Annotated in this window: 12 protein-coding genes; 10 read left to right on the forward strand and 2 right to left on the reverse strand. The window is 64.7% G+C overall.

Translation table 11 applies throughout. The annotated features are described in order from the left end of the window. Positions 1-112 precede the first annotated feature (112 nt). From GYH26_RS13615 to GYH26_RS13655, 9 genes are all read left to right on the forward strand, one after another. Positions 113-1477: an ammonium transporter gene (locus tag GYH26_RS13615; RefSeq protein WP_174238088.1), complete on the forward strand. Its 1365-nt coding sequence runs from the start codon at positions 113-115 to the stop codon at positions 1475-1477. 20 nt (positions 1478-1497) lie between these two features. Continuing rightward, positions 1498-1857, forward strand: a complete 360-nt coding sequence (locus tag GYH26_RS13620) for a P-II family nitrogen regulator (RefSeq protein ID WP_014067990.1) — start codon at positions 1498-1500, stop codon at positions 1855-1857. Between the two features lie 147 nt (positions 1858-2004). Then, positions 2005-2649, forward strand: coding sequence for an RNA polymerase sigma factor (locus GYH26_RS13625; protein ID WP_161542115.1), 645 nt, complete (start codon positions 2005-2007; stop codon positions 2647-2649). A 41-nt stretch (positions 2650-2690) separates the two neighbouring features. Then, entirely contained in the window at positions 2691-3908 is a 1218-nt protein-coding gene (locus tag GYH26_RS13630) for a peptide chain release factor 1 (RefSeq protein WP_161542116.1), read from the forward strand. Between the two features lie 88 nt (positions 3909-3996). Next, positions 3997-4764 (forward strand): outer membrane lipoprotein-sorting protein, encoded by a 768-nt coding sequence (locus tag GYH26_RS13635; RefSeq protein WP_242006443.1) that lies wholly within the window; start codon positions 3997-3999, stop codon positions 4762-4764. 2 nt (positions 4765-4766) lie between these two features. After that, entirely contained in the window at positions 4767-5987 is a 1221-nt protein-coding gene (locus GYH26_RS13640) for an ABC transporter permease (RefSeq protein ID WP_161542118.1), read from the forward strand. After that, positions 5987-7225, forward strand: a complete 1239-nt coding sequence (locus tag GYH26_RS13645) for an ABC transporter permease (RefSeq protein WP_014067994.1) — start codon at positions 5987-5989, stop codon at positions 7223-7225. The genes GYH26_RS13640 and GYH26_RS13645 overlap by 1 nt, the downstream gene beginning before the upstream one ends. Further along, complete coding sequence (locus GYH26_RS13650) at positions 7222-7914, forward strand: ABC transporter ATP-binding protein (RefSeq protein ID WP_014067995.1); 693 nt, start codon at positions 7222-7224, stop codon at positions 7912-7914. The genes GYH26_RS13645 and GYH26_RS13650 overlap by 4 nt, the downstream gene beginning before the upstream one ends. Then, the gene (locus GYH26_RS13655; protein ID WP_161542119.1) at positions 7911-9035 is read left to right on the forward strand and encodes a hypothetical protein; all 1125 of its coding nucleotides are present in this window, start codon (positions 7911-7913) and stop codon (positions 9033-9035) included. The genes GYH26_RS13650 and GYH26_RS13655 overlap by 4 nt, the downstream gene beginning before the upstream one ends. Here the strand turns inward: GYH26_RS13655 and GYH26_RS13660 are convergent. Then, positions 9032-9535, reverse strand: a complete 504-nt coding sequence (locus GYH26_RS13660; protein ID WP_014067997.1) for a hypothetical protein — start codon at positions 9533-9535, stop codon at positions 9032-9034. The genes GYH26_RS13655 and GYH26_RS13660 overlap by 4 nt on opposite strands. A 76-nt stretch (positions 9536-9611) precedes the next feature. On the opposite strand from GYH26_RS13660, the gene amrS reads away from it, so the two are divergent. After that, positions 9612-10694: an AmmeMemoRadiSam system radical SAM enzyme gene (amrS, locus tag GYH26_RS13665; protein WP_014067998.1), complete on the forward strand. Its 1083-nt coding sequence runs from the start codon at positions 9612-9614 to the stop codon at positions 10692-10694. A 64-nt stretch (positions 10695-10758) separates the two neighbouring features. Here amrS and GYH26_RS13670 read toward each other — a convergent pair whose 3' ends face one another. Beyond that, a complete protein-coding gene (locus GYH26_RS13670) occupies positions 10759-16125 on the reverse strand; it encodes an LAGLIDADG family homing endonuclease (RefSeq protein WP_161542120.1) in 5367 nt (1788 codons plus the stop codon). Positions 16126-16275 lie beyond the last annotated feature (150 nt).

Raw genomic sequence — 16275 nt, forward strand, 5'->3', positions numbered from 1 at the left:
CTAAAAATTAACTTATACAATTGAGTTGTTTAAGTTATTGACTTTCCAAATCAGAATTCCTAAATAATATGCCAGATCTAATTTCAACAACCTAAAAAAATAAGGTGCGCTTATGCGACTTCGATTTGCACTGCTGCCTGCGCCGCTCCTGCTGGCGCTTCCGGCCCGGGCTCAGGACGCCACCTCGGCCGTCCTCTCGGGCGGCGACACGGCCTGGATGCTGGTCTCCACGGCACTGGTCCTGCTCATGACGCCCGCGCTGGCCTTTTTCTACGGGGGCCTGGTGCGTGCCAAAAACGCGCTCAACACAATGATGATGAGCTTCATCGCGCTGGGCGTTTCGGGCGTGCTCTGGGCCCTGCTGGGCTACTCGCTGGCCTTCGGCGAAGGCTCGGCCTGGATGGGCGATCTATCGATGGCGCTGCTGCGCGGCGTGGGTCTGGAAGCCAGCGGAAGCATTCCGCACCTGCTGTTCATGGCCTTCCAGGGCACCTTCGCCATCATCACGGCCGCGCTGATCTCCGGCGCCATCGTCGAGCGCATGCAGTTCAAAGCGTACCTCTGGTTCATCGCGCTGTGGGGGCTGCTCGTCTATGCGCCGGTGGCGCACTGGGTCTGGGGCGGCGGCTGGCTGGCCGACCTGGGCGCGCTGGACTTTGCCGGCGGGGCCGTCGTGCACGTGAACGCGGCGGCCGCGGCCATTGCAGCCGTGCTCTTTCTGGGTCCCCGGAAGGACTACGGCCGCCAGGCCATGCTGCCGCACAACGTGCCGTTCGTCCTGCTGGGTGCCGGCCTGCTGTGGTTCGGCTGGTTCGGCTTCAACGGCGGAAGCGCCCTGGCCGCCGGCGAAAGCGCCGCGCTGGCCTTCGTGAACACCATGCTGGCGCCGGCCGCCACACTGCTGGTGTGGACGCTGCTGGACCTCGGGCGCGAGGGCAAGGTGACGGCCGTCGGTGCAGCCACGGCCATCGTCGTGGGCCTGGTGGCCATCACGCCGGCTGCCGGCTTCATCGCTCCCTGGGCTGCGCTGCTGCTGGGCGCTATCTCGGCGCTGCCCAGCTACTTCGCCATCCTGTGGCGGCCGCGCACCCGGTTTGACGATTCGCTGGACGTGTTCGCCGCGCACGGCCTTGGCGGCATTACCGGCGCCCTGCTGACCGGGGTCTTCGCCCAGACGAGCTGGGGCGGCACCGACGGCCTGCTGTTCGGCAATCCCGGCCAGTTCGTGGCCCAGCTCGTATCGGTACTGGCTGTGCTGCTCTACAGCGGCGTCGTCTCCTACCTCATTCTGAAGGCCCTCAGCCTGTTCATGCCGGTTCGTACCATAGCCCGCGCCGAAGCCGTCGGGCTCGACGTGGTCCTCCACGGCGAAGAGGCCTACACCGACGGCGAGGGTGCCATCCTGCTCCTGGAGCATGAGCGGGCCAACGGAACGGTGCCGGCCCCTGCGCCCCAGCCTCATCCGGCAACTTCCTGAACCCAAACCCGAAAACCGCCATGAAACTGATCCGCGCCATCGTTCGCCCCGAGAAGCTCGGCGACGTGCTCAAGGCTCTCTTTCAGGCCGAGGTGCACGGCCTGACGGTCACGCACGTCAAGGGTCACGGCGGCGAGACCGACCTGGTAGAGACCTACCGGGGCACCACGGTCAAAATGGAACTGCACGACAAGGTCATGCTCGACATCGGCGTCTCGGACCACTTCGTCGAACCCACCGTGCAGGCCATCCTCCAGTCGGCCCGCACCGGCGAAGTAGGCGACGGCAAGATCTTCGTGATCCCCGTCGAGAAAATCTACCGCATCCGCACAGGCGAGGAAGACGAAGCGGCCGTCACGCCGGTCACCGTGACCTCCTGAGCGATCGAACCCACCTTCAGAACCCCGCGCCCGTAAGGACGCGGGGTTTTTTGTTGCAGAAACGGTACGTTTCCTCCGGAACTCCTTCCTGTTTTTCCGCGCTTTTTCTGGAGCAGGTATTCCTGAACCATCAGACCGGAAGCAACCTTGGCAACCGAAACCGTCATCCCGTCCTGGAAAGCCGTACTGGAAGGCGACCGACGCGCCTTCCGGCGGCTGGTTGAGCCCTACCTGGACGAACTGCTGCGTGCCGCCCACCGCGAACTGGAGCACTACCGGCGGCTCAAAGAGTTGCGTCCCGAAGACCTGACCGCCGAGGAACTGGTGGGCGAGACGCTGATCACGGCCTGGCGCCAGCGGCACCGCAAGCCGAAACGACTGAGCGTCCGGGCCTGGCTGCTGGGTCTGCTCCATCGCGTGCTCCAGCGCTACCTGCAGCGCGAACGCACCTTCCGCCGGCTCTGGGAGCTGTCGCTCGACGAGCCGGTACCGCCCGAGCCCATTTACGACGACGAGGAGTCGTTCTGGGAATGGTACCAGCCCGACGATCTGGAACGCTGGGAAGACGTGCTTCCGGATCCGAGCACGCTCGAAACGGAGCGACTCATCGTGGAAGAGGTACCACCCGAAGCGCTGGAGCCGCTGGAACCCGTCGAACGCCAGGTGTTGCTGCTGCACGACACGCACGAGGTCCCGATTCAGGAGGTGGCCATGGTCGTGCAGCGATCGGTACGCGAGACGGCCGAAATCCTGCAACGTGCCCGTCGGCGCGTGCAGGAAGCGCGCACCTGAAGTTTCTGATGTACTCGATCACCCAAACCGGAAAGAACCCTATGGAAAAATCGACGGTGCACCTGACCGAAACGCTTTCGCCTGAGCTGCGGGATCGCATTCTGGCCCGGCTCGAAGAAGAACGCACCGAGCCGGCCTATCGGCTGCTGACGCCCTCCGCCCTCCGGCAACTGGGCACGATTCATTCGACCGGCGATCCGATTGTCAGCCTGTACCTGGAGCTGACGCCGGAGCGGCGGCTGAAAGACGCCTGGCACGTGGCCTTCAAGGATCTGGTCCGGGCCAAACTGGACACGATCGAAGACCGTCGGTTGCGCGAGCACGTGGCCGGCGAACTGGAACGCATCGAAATGGCCCTGAAGGAAGGCCTGCCGGCCATGGGCCGGGGCGTGGCCTTCTTCGTGTGCGAATCGCTGGGCCTGTGGCGTCAGATTGCGCTGCCGATCCCGCTACCCGATCGGCTGGAACTGGCCTCGACACCCTACACGCGTCCGCTGGTGCGCACGCGCGACGAGCACGACCGCTTCGCCGTGGCGCTGCTCTCGCGCGAGCACAGCCGCTTCTTCATCAGCCAGATCGGTTATGTCGAAGAAGTGCTGACGCTGACCGGTCCCAAGCTCCGCGGTCTGGTCACCGACTGGATCGACTGGAACCAGCGCGACGACATCGAGCTGCAGCTCCTGCATCAGGAAGGTAAGGCGCTGGCGACCATTGCCGCGCTGGTCTTCCAGCAGTTCGAGGCCCGCTACCTGCTCTTTTCGGCGCCCGAAAAGCTCAAGCCGAGCTTCGTGGAGCATCTACCCAAGGCCATTCGGGAGCAGGTGGGCGGCGAATTCGAGGTGGACGTGCATGCCTCGGTGCATCAGGTGGCCGAGGCCATCGAGCCCGTGCAGCGGGCCGTCGAGGCACGCGAAGAGGTGCGCACGCTCGAGCGCATTCAGGAAAGCCTGCCCGAACGCGGCGTCTGGGGCGTCGAACACGTGATCGACGCGATCAACCAGCGGCGCGTTATGACCGTGGCCGTGGACGACGCCTTCCAGGTGGCGGGCGGCTACTGCGCGCATTGCGACCTGCTCGTGCTGGACGCCTCGAAGCCCTGCCCGGCCTGCGGCAATCCCGTGGAGGCCGAATCGGACATCATCGATCGGGCGCTCGAAATGGCGCTGGCCCAGGACGCCACGATCGAGCTGGTGCGGAGCGAGGCGGCCCGCACGCTCATGGCGCAACACGCACCCATGGGCGCCCTGCTGCGCTTCTGAGCGCTTGCGTCAAAGCGCCCGGTTGCCTAAACTCTGAAAGGCACCAGTGATGCGCTATACCATGGATGGCAATCAACGCGTTGCGGGTATGCAAAAAAGCCACGGGCGATTCCACCCGTGGCTTTTTTTGTGGCTGCTGGCGGCGGCGGCCGTGCGTCCGGCCCTGGCCCAGGAGGTCGATCCGGTGGCGCTCGTGCGTGCGGCCGAGGAGGCCATCAAGGGCAAAACCAGCCACGCCGTGCTGGAAATGACCGTCGTCACGCCCGACTACCGGCGCACGCGCAGGCTCGAAGCCTGGTGGGAAGGCAACGAAAAGGCGCTCATCGTCACGCTCGAGCCGCCCCGTGAGGCGGGCAACCGCACGCTCAAGCGGGGGAACGAGCTGTGGATGTACCTGCGCGAGACGGAAACCACCATCAAGATCCCGCCCTCCATGATGCTTCAGTCGTGGATGGGCTCCGATTTCACGTACGACGATCTGGTGCGCGAGTCGAACCCGGTGCGGGACTATCACATCCGACTACTCCGCACCGACACGCTCGAGGGCGTCCCGTGCTACGTGCTGGAACTCACTCCGAAACCTGAAGCGGCCGTCGTCTGGGGTAAACTGCTCTACTGGATCCGCCAGCCCGACCATCTGCCGGCCCGCATCGAGTACTACAGCGAGCAGGGCGCTCGGGTGCGAACCTTCACGTTCCACGACGTACGGCGCATGGGCGGCCGCCGCCTGCCCACCCGCTGGGTGATGCACAACGAGCGTGAACCCGGCCGCTACACGGAGATTCGCCTGCTTTCGATCGAATTCGACATCCCCATTCCTGAAGAGATCTTCAGCTTTCGAGCGCTGGAGCAGTAATCATGACCGGACGGCTGGCCTGGCGCAATCTGGGACGCAACCGCCGACGCACGCTGCTGACGGTGGCGGCCGTCTTTTTTGCCACATTTCTCATGGTGCTCATGCGCGGACTCCAGCTCGGCACCTATGACTTCTTTATCCGCCAGAGCACCCGCCTTTCGACCGGCTACCTCCAGGTGCAGCACCCCGACTATCTGGACCGCCGCTCGCTGCGCCAGAGCTTTCGGCTCACCGACTCGCTCTTTGCCCGCATTCGGTCCACGCCGGGCGTCACCGGCGCGGCCCCCCGGCTGGAAAGCGGCGGGCTGATCAGCAACCGGGCCACCTCTTACGGCGTGCGCCTGCTGGGTATCGACCCGGCCTACGAGCCCGAAGTGACCGACTTTCCCACCCGGCTGGTCGAAGGCCGCATGCCGGAGGCTACCCGTCCGCTGGAAATCGTGGCCGGTTATCGCCTGCTCGAAAACCTGGGCGCTTCGGTGGGCGATACGCTGGTGCTGCTGGCCGAAACGTACGGGGGCTTTCTGACCAGCCGCTTCGCCGTGGTGGTGGGCGCGCTGCGCATCGGCTACGAAGTGCACGATCGCTCCCTTGTGCTCCTGCCGCTGGCGGCGCTGCAGGACCTGCTCGAAACCGGCAACCGCGTGACGGCCGTGGCGGTGGCCGTCCGGCGCAACGCCGACGTGCCCATTGTGCGCGACCGGCTCGAAGCCCGGCTCGACAGCACGCTCGTCGTGCGCACCTGGGAAGAACTGATGCCCGAGCTGCGCCAGGCCATCGAGCTGGACAACGTCAGCGGCCTGCTCTTTCTCTTCATGCTGCTGGTGCTGGTGGCCTTCGGCGTGCTGAACACGGTACTGATGAGCGTGCTGGAGCGCTCGCGCGAGTTCGGGGTGCTGCTGGCGCTGGGCATGCCCAACGAACGGCTGCTGCGCGTGGTGCTCGCCGAAGCCGTGCTGATGGTGCTGATCGGCCTGCTGCTGGGAAGCCTGGCCGGCTTTGGCGTCAACACGTACCTGATCCGCCATCCGATCACGCTGGGCGGCGAACTGGCCCAGCTCTACGAGTACTACGGCTTTCTTCCGGTGCTGACCTCCTCGGTGGCACCCGACATTTTCCTGCGCACGGCGCTGCGCGTGCTGGTGATCGCCGGACTTGCCATCCTGTACCCGCTCTGGCACGTGCTCCGACTGGAACCGCTGAAAGGCATCCGCTACACCTGATGAGCTTCCGAGGCGTTACCGGACTGGCCCGCGTGGCCTGGCGCAACCTGTGGCGCAACCGGCGCCGCACGCTGATCGTGCTCAGCAGCGTGGTGGTGGGCGTGTTCGTGCTTGTGCTCTTCGACACGCTTAATCTGGGCATGGTGGAGCAGATGCTCGACAATCAGCTCCGCCTGCACATCGGACATGTTCAGATCCACCGTCAGGGCTACCATGCCAACCCGGCCGTCGAGCACTTCTTCCGAAAGGCCGAGGCGCTCCGCCAGCAGGTGGCCGCCGAGCCCGAAGTGCGGGCGGTGGCCCCGCGCGTGCTGGTTCACGGCCTGCTCTCGAGCGCCTACAACAACGGCGGCGTGCAGCTCGTGGGCGTCGCGCCCGAGGCCGAGTCGCTTGTGACGTTCATTGCCGAGCAGCTCGTCGCGGGCCGCTACCTTGCAGCCGAGGGACCGGAGATCCTGATCGGCGAGCGCCTGGCTCGCAAGCTCGAAGTGCGCCTCGGCGACCGGGTGGTGGCCATGGCCGCCCGTCCCGACGGCCAGATCGGCTCGGAGGTGTTCCGCGTGGTGGGGCTGTTCCGCACGGTCAGTGCCGACTTCGACCGGACGATGGCTTTCATCCCGATCGACCGTGCCCGCGCCATGCTGGGGCTGCCCCCCGACGCTGCCCACGAGCTGGCCGTGCTCCTGGACGATGTGCGCCAGGCCGATGCGCTGAAGACCCGCCTGCAGGCCGCGCTGCCCGACACGCTCGAAGTGCTCACCTATCGCGACGTGGTCCCGCTGCTCGTCATGCAGCGCGACCTCTACGCCGAGATGATGTACCTGTTCTACCTGATTATCGGCGTGGCGCTCATCTTCGGAATCATCAACGCCATGCTGATGGCCGTCATGGAGCGGCTGCCGGAATTCGGCGTGCTGCGGGCCATCGGCATGAGCGAGGGACGGCTGTTCCTGCTCGTGTCACTCGAGTCGCTGCTGATCGGCCTGCTGGGCACGGCCATCGGCTGGGCGCTGAGCCTGCCGGTTTATGCCTACCTGGCCCGACACGGGCTGGACCTGGCCGTCTTCTCCGAGGCGCTGGCTGCCTTCGGCGTCGGCTCGGTGATCTACCCGCGCCTGACGTTCCGGGTGGTCTGGAACGCCTGGCTGATCATTCCGCTGGTGGCCTGGCTGGGCGCGCTGTACCCGGCCTGGCGGGCCATCCATGTTGAACCCGTCGAAGCAATGCGCGCCGTATGAACCCGAACGCGATTGTCCGGGCCGAGCAGGTCACGAAGATCTACGACGAGGGTGCCGTGCCCGTCCAGGCGCTGCGCGGCGTCTCGCTCACGATCGAACCGGGCGAGTTTACGGTGATCGCCGGTCCTTCGGGCTCCGGCAAGACGACGCTGCTCAACCTGCTGGGCGCGCTCGACGTGCCCACCGAAGGACGGGTGTCTTTCGAGGGCCAGGACCTGTCCACGCTTTCCCGACGCGAACGGGCCCGGCTCCGGCTCTACAAGATCGGGTTCGTGTTTCAGGCCTACAACCTGATCCCGGTCCTGACGGCGCTGGAGAACGTCGAGTTCGTGCTGCTCCTGCAGGGTGTACCGGAGCGGGAGCGTCGCCGCCGCGCCCTCGAAGTGCTCGAGCAGCTCGGTATCGGCGAGCTGGCTCACAAACGCCCCCACGAGATGAGCGGCGGCCAGCAGCAGCGGGTGGCCGTGGCCCGCGCCGTGGTCAGCCATCCCCGCCTGGTGCTGGCCGACGAGCCGACGGCCAACCTCGACTCGGCCACCGGCGCCCGTCTGCTCGACCTGATGGAACAGCTCAACCGCACGCAGGGCGTGACGTTCGTCTTTTCGTCGCACGACCCCCAGGTGATCGAGCGGGGCCGCCGCCTGCTCCGGTTGCACGACGGACGGATCGAACGCGAAGAACGAAGGTGAAACGCCTGCTGCTCACGCTGCTGCTCGTCGCGGCCGGTTCGGTGCAGGCCCAGCCGGCCCGCCTGCGCGGCTACGTGCTGGCGCTGCACGCCTACGAACGCTTCGACCCCGTCGGAGCACTGCTTTTCGGAGGGGCGCGCACGCTGACGCTGGATCTGGTCCGTGCCCGCCTGATGCCCGAGGCCCGCCTGCCCGGCGGCCTGCGTCTCCAGCTCGCCTACGAACTGAATCTGCTCTACCTCTGGACCCCGGGCCTGCTCGAGGGCGAAGCGCCCCCGCCGCCCCGCCAGCTCGTGGATCTGAGCGCACGGCTCTATCACGACCGCTCTACCCGAATCGCCCACGGGATCGATCGGCTTTCGCTGCGAAGGTCGTTCGACTGGGGCCGCATCGAGATGGGCCGCCAGCGCATCGCCTGGGGCGTCGGTCGCCTCTGGACGCCGGTGGATTTTTTCAATCCGCTGGCGCCTTTCGAGTTCGACCAGCTCGAAAAAAGCGGCGCCGACGCGCTCGCCGTACGCTACTATCTGGGCCTGCTCAGCGACCTGGAGCTGGTGTACAACCCGGAGCGTCGCGGCCGCTGGCACAACGTGGCCTTCCGCTGGCGCACCCACGCAGGCACCTACGACCTGGCGCTCGTGGGCGCGATTCTGCGCCGACGGGCCACCGTGGGGCTGACGGCGGCCGGCAACCTGGGCACGGCCGGTGCCCGCGCCGAGTTGCTCTGGGAGCAGAACCACGCGATCAGCCTTGTGCTGGGCCTCGATCATCAGTTCTCGCCCCGGTGGTACGGGCTCGTCGAGTACTACCGGAACGGCCGGGGGGCGGCCCGTCCCGAAGCCTACGACTGGACGGCGCTGGCCTCCGGAGAAGCCGTACAGGTGGGCCGCGACGAGCTGGCGCTGCTCCTGCAGTACGAACTCCACCCGCTCGTGCAACTCCAGGCGCTGCACCTGCGCAATCTGAACGACCGGAGCTGCTACACCGGCCTGCAGCTCACCTGGCTGGCCACCCAGGCCGTCGATCTCGTGCTGGGCGGCTGGCTGGGCGAAGGGGATCGGCTCAGCGAGTACGGCCTGTTGCCCGACGTGCTTTTCCTGCGCGGACGGGTGTATTTCTAATCCCGAATCCGCCCCAGCCGCATCACCAGTCCCACGTTCGGGAGGAGGTCCCATTGCAGCACGCGCCGACGGGAAAGGCCGTCGCGTCCGGGCCCTCCGGACAGCCGCTCCTTCCATCGGGGCACGCCGATCAAACCACCCTCTATAGCCCATCGCCGGCCGGGAAGCCACACCCGCACGCCGGGCTCCAGTCCGAAAGCGACCGTTGCCTCTCCATCCCAGAAGCTCGCCATGTACATCAGATGCAGGCGCCCCAGCAGATTGACCGGTTCATCCGGGCGCGCAGTCGCGCCGGCAAATCCATCTACAATCAGCAGCAGCCACCCCGCTCCGAGCGTCCCGCGCAGGCCATCGCCCAGCGGACCTTCCGCCATCACGCCCACCCCGCCCACGGCTTTGGCCTGCACGCCCCACCAGGCGGCCGGCTGACCGTACCCCGTGCAAACGCTTCCGGCCAGCAGCAGTCCCAGCGCGACGGCAAGCGCGCGTCCCTTTACCATGGCGCGTGAACGTTTTCACCGTTCGACACTTAAAACCCGGGGTAAAAATAAAGCGACGGCGGGACGAGCGGCGGGTATGGAAACGTACCATCCCACGAAATACTGGCACCGACTGGAAGACGGACGGGTGCAGTGCGACCTGTGCCCGCGGCACTGCCGGCTGCAGGAAGGCCAGCGGGGCTTCTGCTTCGTGCGCATGAACCGGAACGGCCAGATCGTGCTGACCACCTACGGCCGCTCCAGCGGGTTCTGCATCGATCCCATCGAAAAAAAGCCACTGAACCACTTCCTGCCGGGCACGGCCGTGCTCTCGTTCGGTACGGCGGGTTGCAACCTGGGCTGCCGGTTTTGCCAGAACTGGGACATCAGCAAGTCGCGCGAAATGGACACGCTGGCCGATGAAGCCACGCCGGAAACCATCGCGCGCGTGGCCGAAGCGCTGGGGTGCCGGAGCGTTGCCTTCACCTACAACGACCCGGTCATCTTCCACGAATACGCCATCGATGTGGCCCGGGCCTGCCATGCGCGGGGTATCCGGACGGTGGCCGTCACGGCCGGTTACGTCTGTCCCGAGCCGCGGGCCGAGTTCTATGCCCACATGGACGCGGCCAACGTGGACCTGAAGGCCTTTTCGGAGCGCTTCTACCGCAAGATCTGCGCGGGGGCGCTGGCCCCTGTGCTCGACACGCTCCGCTACATCTATCACGAAACCGACACCTGGCTCGAAATCACCACGCTACTCATCCCCGGCGAAAACGACAGCGACGCCGAACTGCACGCGCTCACCGAGTGGATCGTTACGAACCTGGGACCGGACGTACCGCTGCACTTCACGGCCTTTCATCCGGACTGGAAGATGCGGGACCATCCGCCCACGCCGCCGGAGACGCTGCGCCGCGCCCGCGCCATCGCGCTGAAAAACGGCCTCCGCTACGTGTATACGGGCAATATCCTGGACCCGGAAGGCCAGAGCACCTACTGCCACCAGTGTGGCCGATTGCTGATCGGCCGCGTGGGCTACCGGATCACCGCCTGGCATCTGGATACGCAGGGACGCTGCCCGGAATGCCGGACGCCCTGCGCGGGCGTCTTCGAGGAACGACCCGGCACCTGGGGCCCCCGCCGCCAGCCCGTATGGCTGAAGGCGTTTGCACCCTGAAAAAAAGCGCCCGGTCCAAAAGCTCGGAGCCGGGCGCTTCGTCCCGCGCAAGCAAACTCCCTGATCAGCCGCAGCCGCTCGAGCTGCCGCAGTTCGGGCACACGTAGCAGGCGCCCGAGCGCACGGTGATTGAGCCGCAGTTCGAGCAAGCCGGCGCGTCTTCCTGATTCTGGAACGACACCGTCGGCACCGCAGCGGCTTCCGGCACGGCAGCCGCGCTCTTCTGCTGCGTCTGCAGGAAGGTTTCGATCGTCTGGCCCACCAGCGGTGTCACCTGGCCAGTCGGCTGCGGATCGAAGGTCAACTCCAGCTGGCGTTCGTCACGTGCCGGACCGCTACGCTTCACCTCGGCCGCCACCCCGTCGCGTGGATTTTCCTGCTTTTCTTCCTGCGGCCGCCCCAGGAATTTGAGCGACAGGTAGCGGAAGATGTAGTCCATGATGGACTTGGCGATCGGAATCTGCGGGTTGTTCGTGAAGCCGGCCGGCTCGAAGCGCATGTGGCTGAACTTGTTGCACAGGTCTTCGAGCGGTACGCCATACTGGAGCGCGATCGAGATGGCCGTCGCGAAGGCGTCCATCAAGCCCGAGATCGTCGAGCCCTGCTTGGCCATCGTGATGAAGATCTCGCCCGGCATGCCGGTGTCCGGGTACAGCCCAATGTGCAGGTAGCCCTCGTGGCCGGCCACCGAGAACTTGTGCGTGATCGAAGGCCGCTCGTCGGGCAGCCGCTTACGCACCGGCTTGTAGACGATCTTCTCGACGACCTTTTCGATGACCTTCGGCTCGGCGGTCGCCATGCCGTCGCCGCTCGACTCGCCTTTCTTGTCTTCTTTGCGCGTCGAGAGCGGCTGGCTGCGTTTGGAGTTTTCACGGTAAATGGCCAGCGCCTTGAGCCCGAGCTTCCAGCCCTGAACGTAGGCATCCATGATCTCCTCGACCGTCACGTGCTCGGGCATGTTGACGGTCTTGGAGATGGCACCGCTGATGAAGGGCTGGCAGGCGGCCATCATCTTGATGTGGCCCATGTAGTGGATGAAGCGCTGGCCCTTGTAGGGCTTGAAGGCGCAGTCGAAGACCGGCAGGTGCTCTTCTTTCAGGTGCGGCGCCCCTTCGATCGTGTCGTTTTCTTCGATGTAGGCCAGGATGTCCTTGATCTGCCCCTCGCTGTAGCCCAGGCGGCGCAGGGCGATGGGCACCGTGTTGTTGACGATCTTGAACATGCCATCGCCCTTGCCTGCCAGCAGCTTGTATTTGACCAGCGCGATGTCCGGCTCAATGCCCGTCGTGTCGCAATCCATCATAAACGAGATGGTGTTATGGCTGATAAAGCCGTTGGCCGTGTAAGTGACGTTTTCGGGCACCGAGAGGTCGTAGGTCAGCTGCTCGCCGCCATCCTCGTTGGCCTCGACGACATCGTAGAAGTAGCTCATGTACTGGACGAGCCGCTCGTCGCCGGTCTCTTCGTAGAGCTGCTCGACACGCTGCCGCGGAATGGCGCCGTAGCGACGCAGCGAAAGCATTACCGCGTCGCGATGCGAACTGCCAGCCGGCACCAGTTCTTCCACCAGGGCCGGCTCCAGATAAATGCGATCCCGCTTGGCGCTGCTGCGTGTAGTGGCCTCGGCGACCGCCTGGCGTTTGCGCCCACCGATAAAGCCGATCTCCTGGAGGAAGCGGGCGTTGTAGCCACGGTTTTTCAGACGAAGCACCTGCAGGAATTTCCGGCCACGGGCCGACCGTCGATCTTCTTCCACCTTGGTCTGGGTCGGGTAGCCGAGCGCCAGCAGCAGCGTGCGGACTTCCTGCGCCAGCGATTCCGAAGCAGTGGAAAGCGCCGGCACACCGGCGATCACCGTGCCGTCCGCCTCGAACAGCCCGCGCAGAAATGCCCGATAAACGGCCGGATCGTTGGTGTAAAGAAGGGTGTCCGGGATATAAGGCTGATAGCCTTTCCCCTGGTGCGCATCCGACGGCAACCGTTTGGCAAACCCACAGGCCTCCCACCAGAGAACCAGCGGCACGGAATGCACGCCGACCTCCACGTAGCCCTGCCGCTGCTCGGTGTAAGCCTGCAGTCCGAACAGTCGGTAGATCAACTGTTGCAGATGCGCCACCACGTCCTGATCCCGCGCATCCACACAGAACCGCAATCCTTTGGCATGCAGGCTGCCATCCCCCATGAAGTACCCCACCAGCTCGGCCAGCTCCGGCGTGACGGTCCGCGGGACGCGCACATTCCGGTCGGCATTCCAGTGCAGCTCGCCCAGCGGTGGTAAGGTGACCGTGCGCGGCTGGCCGATAATCGTATTCATGGCCAGCGGCACAATGTCTCCCGGCCGAATGTCGCTGAACCGTTTCCACACCCACTGGCCGGTATTGGGGTCCACTACTTTGATGCGATGTTGCAGCGTTCCCTGAATGGTATAGCCGGCCCGCGTGCGAATTTTGCGGGTCGCTTCGATGCCGTTCACATAGAACCTGGTAGCCAGTTTCTGGCCTTCGTCTGTGAAGACCCGGAAAGACACGTCCTGCCACTGCGGTCCCTCCGGATTCCCCAGGGTCTGCAGGCGCACAAGCCCGCGGTCTGTGGCAATCAACGAGTCCCCCACAAGGCATCCGGTGGGCGCGAGTACCGTGGCCTGGGCGTTACGGTAGCCGTAGCGTTCGCCCAGCGCCACCATGCGCGCCATGCTTTCGCGGGCGGCTTCCTTCAGGTAGGCCGGACAGCTCGGATGAATGTCCTCGACGGCCGCCTGGTGCATGCGCATCACCTCGAGCATGGGCTCCCGGTTCTTTTCGAAGCCCGGGAACGGCCCGATGTGCTCGATGGCCGCGATCTCGGCGCTCCGGGCATAGGCTTCCGCGTGCATGATCGCCGTGATGGCACCGGCCACGGCCCGTCCTTCATCGCTGTCGTAGGGCAGACCCATGGCCATCAGCATGGCGCCCAGATTGGCAAAGCCCAGTCCCAGCGGCCGGTAGTCGTGGCTGTTCTGGGCGATCTTTTCCGACGGATAGCCGGCATTGTCCACGAGGATCTCCATGGCCGTGATGAAAATCCGCACGGCCGCCCGGAAACGCTCGACGTCGAACGACCCGTCCTCCCGCTGGAACTTGCGCAGGTTCAGCGAGGCCAGGTTGCAGGCCGAGTTGTCGAGGAACATGTATTCGGAGCAGTTGTGGACGGCGATGCCGTTGGCCACAAAGTGATCCGTAACCGGCTCCGTCAGGTCGTAGACAGGTTCCTCACCCAGCAGTTCAAGCGAAACAACCTGATCGACCAGCGGATCTTCGTACGCCGACACGGTAGCATTCAGCTCACGCAGGGCGGCAGCCTTCGGACTCTCCGGCAGAAAACCAATCTCTCGCTCAAAGCGGACCCGGCTCGACCGGCTAATGCGCAGACTGTATAGAGGCTGAACGCGGTATTCTTTTACCCCACCTCTACCGTCCGGCAACAATGCACGATCGGTCAAACGCCGGTTTTCATACAGCTTGCTCTTGATACCAAAGCCCAGCAGAAGTAACTGAACCTGCTTCAGGAGTTCGCGCGAAGTCGATTCCAGGCTGATGTACTGGCTCTTTCTACCATAGTTGGCTACCGTGCCATCGGCCGTAAACAGTCCTCGTAGCAGCGCTGCCACACTCTGTCGATCCAGCCGAAAGACTTCCTCAGTAAATCGTTTTGCTGACGAACCCTCGTCCAGCACAGCAAACCGCTTCAAAACCTCCTGTACGGCTCGAGCGCCAGTAGCAACGGCAACTCCGGTAGGCCGCTCTGCCACCCGAACACCTTCAAAATGGGTCTGTCGATCAAACTGATTGACAACCTGAGCGACTTTTTCGGCCACAGCCTTTTCCCGCCGATCCAACATCAAAGTGGCCACTTCATGCGAAATGCAACCGTCCCCGACCATCAGACCGATGTACTCGGCCACTTCAGGATCCAGATGCTCCCGACCGAAGCGCGGCGGCACCAGACGCACGATGTCGTTGCGAGTCAGTTCGGCGGCCGGCACATCACCGCGGTTTTCCGTCCACACCGGGTGATCGGCCGTCAGCTTCACCTCATAACCGCAACGGGTGCGCAGTCGGTAGACCGGCTTGACGCCCGTCTCGATCACCCGGGTGGTCCGATGCAGGCGTCCGTCCAGTCCGACTACCCGCGGCGTTTCGCCCACCAGACTGTCGATGCGCCGCAATCCATCCTCGGTGGCCACCAGCGTGTCGCCCGTCACACACGGATTGCTGGAGTTGATCGGCCCGCTGTTTTTGCAGGTGTGCCAGCGCTGAATGGTGTCCTCGTACTGCAGGCCCGGATCGCCGCAGATCCAGGTACCCTCGGCCACCTTGTAGAGCAGTTCGTAGGCGTCGATCTCCTCGATGACCTCGCCTGTCGTCACGGCCTTGAGCGGAAACTTCTTGCGGGCCAGCACGGCCTCCATGAATTCGTCCGTGACGCGCACGGACTGGTTCACGTTCTGGAAGGCGACCGAGCTGTAAGCCTCGCCGTTGAACGAACCGTCGTACCCCTGCTCGATCAGCGCCCAGGCCTTCTTTTCCTCTTTAGCCTTGGCCGTGACGAACTCCATGATGTCGGGGTGCCAGACCTTCAGCGTCTGCATGATGGCAGCCCGGCGCGTCTTCCCTCCCGACTTGATCGTGGCCCCCGTGGCGTCCTGCACGCGCATGAACGAAACCGGACCCGAAGGCCGGCCACCGCCCGAAAGCTTCTCCTTCGTCGAGCGCAGCTTGGACCAGTCGGCGCCCACCCCGGAACCGAACTTGAACAGGCGGGCGCTTTCGGCCATGAGCTGCCAGATGTCGTCGATCGAGTCCTCTACCGAGATGATGAAGCAGGCCGAGGCCTGGGGCCGCTCGTAGGGATCGACGGGCACCACCCGCTGCTTTTCGAAATCCCAGCCGTAGATCGTCTTGCCCCCCGTATCACGCACGCCGTACTGATGATAGAGGCCCACGTTGAACCAGACCGGCGAGTTGAAAGCGCCGTACTGGTGCAGGCAGAGCCAGGTCAGCTCATCGTAGAAGCGCTCGGCATCCTCCGGGGTGGCAAAATAGCCCTGGGCCTTGCCCCAGTCGGCGATCGTGCGCGTCACCCGGTGGATGAGCTGCTTCAGGCTGTACTCGCGCTTGCCCTCGCGGGGATCGCCGTTGCCGGCCGCCAGATCGCCGTAGAAGTACTTGGACGCGACCACGTTCGTGGCGAGCTGGCTCCACGTCGAGGGAAATTCCACGTCCTTCTGCTCGAAGACCGCTTCGCCTTTGCTGTTGTAGATGGCGGCCGTCCGTCGCTCCCAGGTGACCGTGTCGAACGGATGCACGCCTTCCTGAGAGAACACGCGCTCGATGCGCAGGCCGCGACGGAGCTCCTGGGTATCTGCCGACGACTTGCGGGGGGACTTTGCCATGGCTGCCTCCGGAAACCTGTACGTTCTGGTGATTGAACCATTTGCCCGGTGCCGGCGACTGCATAACGGCAATACCGAGGGCTTTCGCTGCCGCTCACCGGCACAGATGCGGTTTTCTAATAAAGCGACCTGAGGTCCGTTAAATCAAGG

The organism is Rhodothermus marinus (genome assembly GCF_009936275.1).
Taxonomy (GTDB): Bacteria; Bacteroidota; Rhodothermia; order Rhodothermales; family Rhodothermaceae; genus Rhodothermus; species Rhodothermus marinus_A.

Excerpts from the sequence above, each read along its gene's own strand:
- GYH26_RS13615 (WP_174238088.1), top strand. The coding sequence starts at position 113 with ATGCGACTTCGATTTGCACTGCTGCCTGCGCCGCTCCTGCTGGCGCTT.
- GYH26_RS13620 (WP_014067990.1), top strand. The coding sequence starts at position 1,498 with ATGAAACTGATCCGCGCCATCGTTCGCCCCGAGAAGCTCGGCGACGTG.
- GYH26_RS13630 (WP_161542116.1), top strand. The coding sequence starts at position 2,691 with ATGGAAAAATCGACGGTGCACCTGACCGAAACGCTTTCGCCTGAGCTG.
- GYH26_RS13635 (WP_242006443.1), top strand. The coding sequence starts at position 3,997 with ATGCAAAAAAGCCACGGGCGATTCCACCCGTGGCTTTTTTTGTGGCTG.
- GYH26_RS13640 (WP_161542118.1), top strand. The coding sequence starts at position 4,767 with ATGACCGGACGGCTGGCCTGGCGCAATCTGGGACGCAACCGCCGACGC.
- GYH26_RS13645 (WP_014067994.1), top strand. The coding sequence starts at position 5,987 with ATGAGCTTCCGAGGCGTTACCGGACTGGCCCGCGTGGCCTGGCGCAAC.
- GYH26_RS13650 (WP_014067995.1), top strand. The coding sequence starts at position 7,222 with ATGAACCCGAACGCGATTGTCCGGGCCGAGCAGGTCACGAAGATCTAC.
- GYH26_RS13660 (WP_014067997.1), bottom strand. The coding sequence starts at position 9,535 with ATGGTAAAGGGACGCGCGCTTGCCGTCGCGCTGGGACTGCTGCTGGCC.
- amrS (WP_014067998.1), top strand. The coding sequence starts at position 9,612 with ATGGAAACGTACCATCCCACGAAATACTGGCACCGACTGGAAGACGGA.
- GYH26_RS13670 (WP_161542120.1), bottom strand. The coding sequence starts at position 16,125 with ATGGCAAAGTCCCCCCGCAAGTCGTCGGCAGATACCCAGGAGCTCCGT.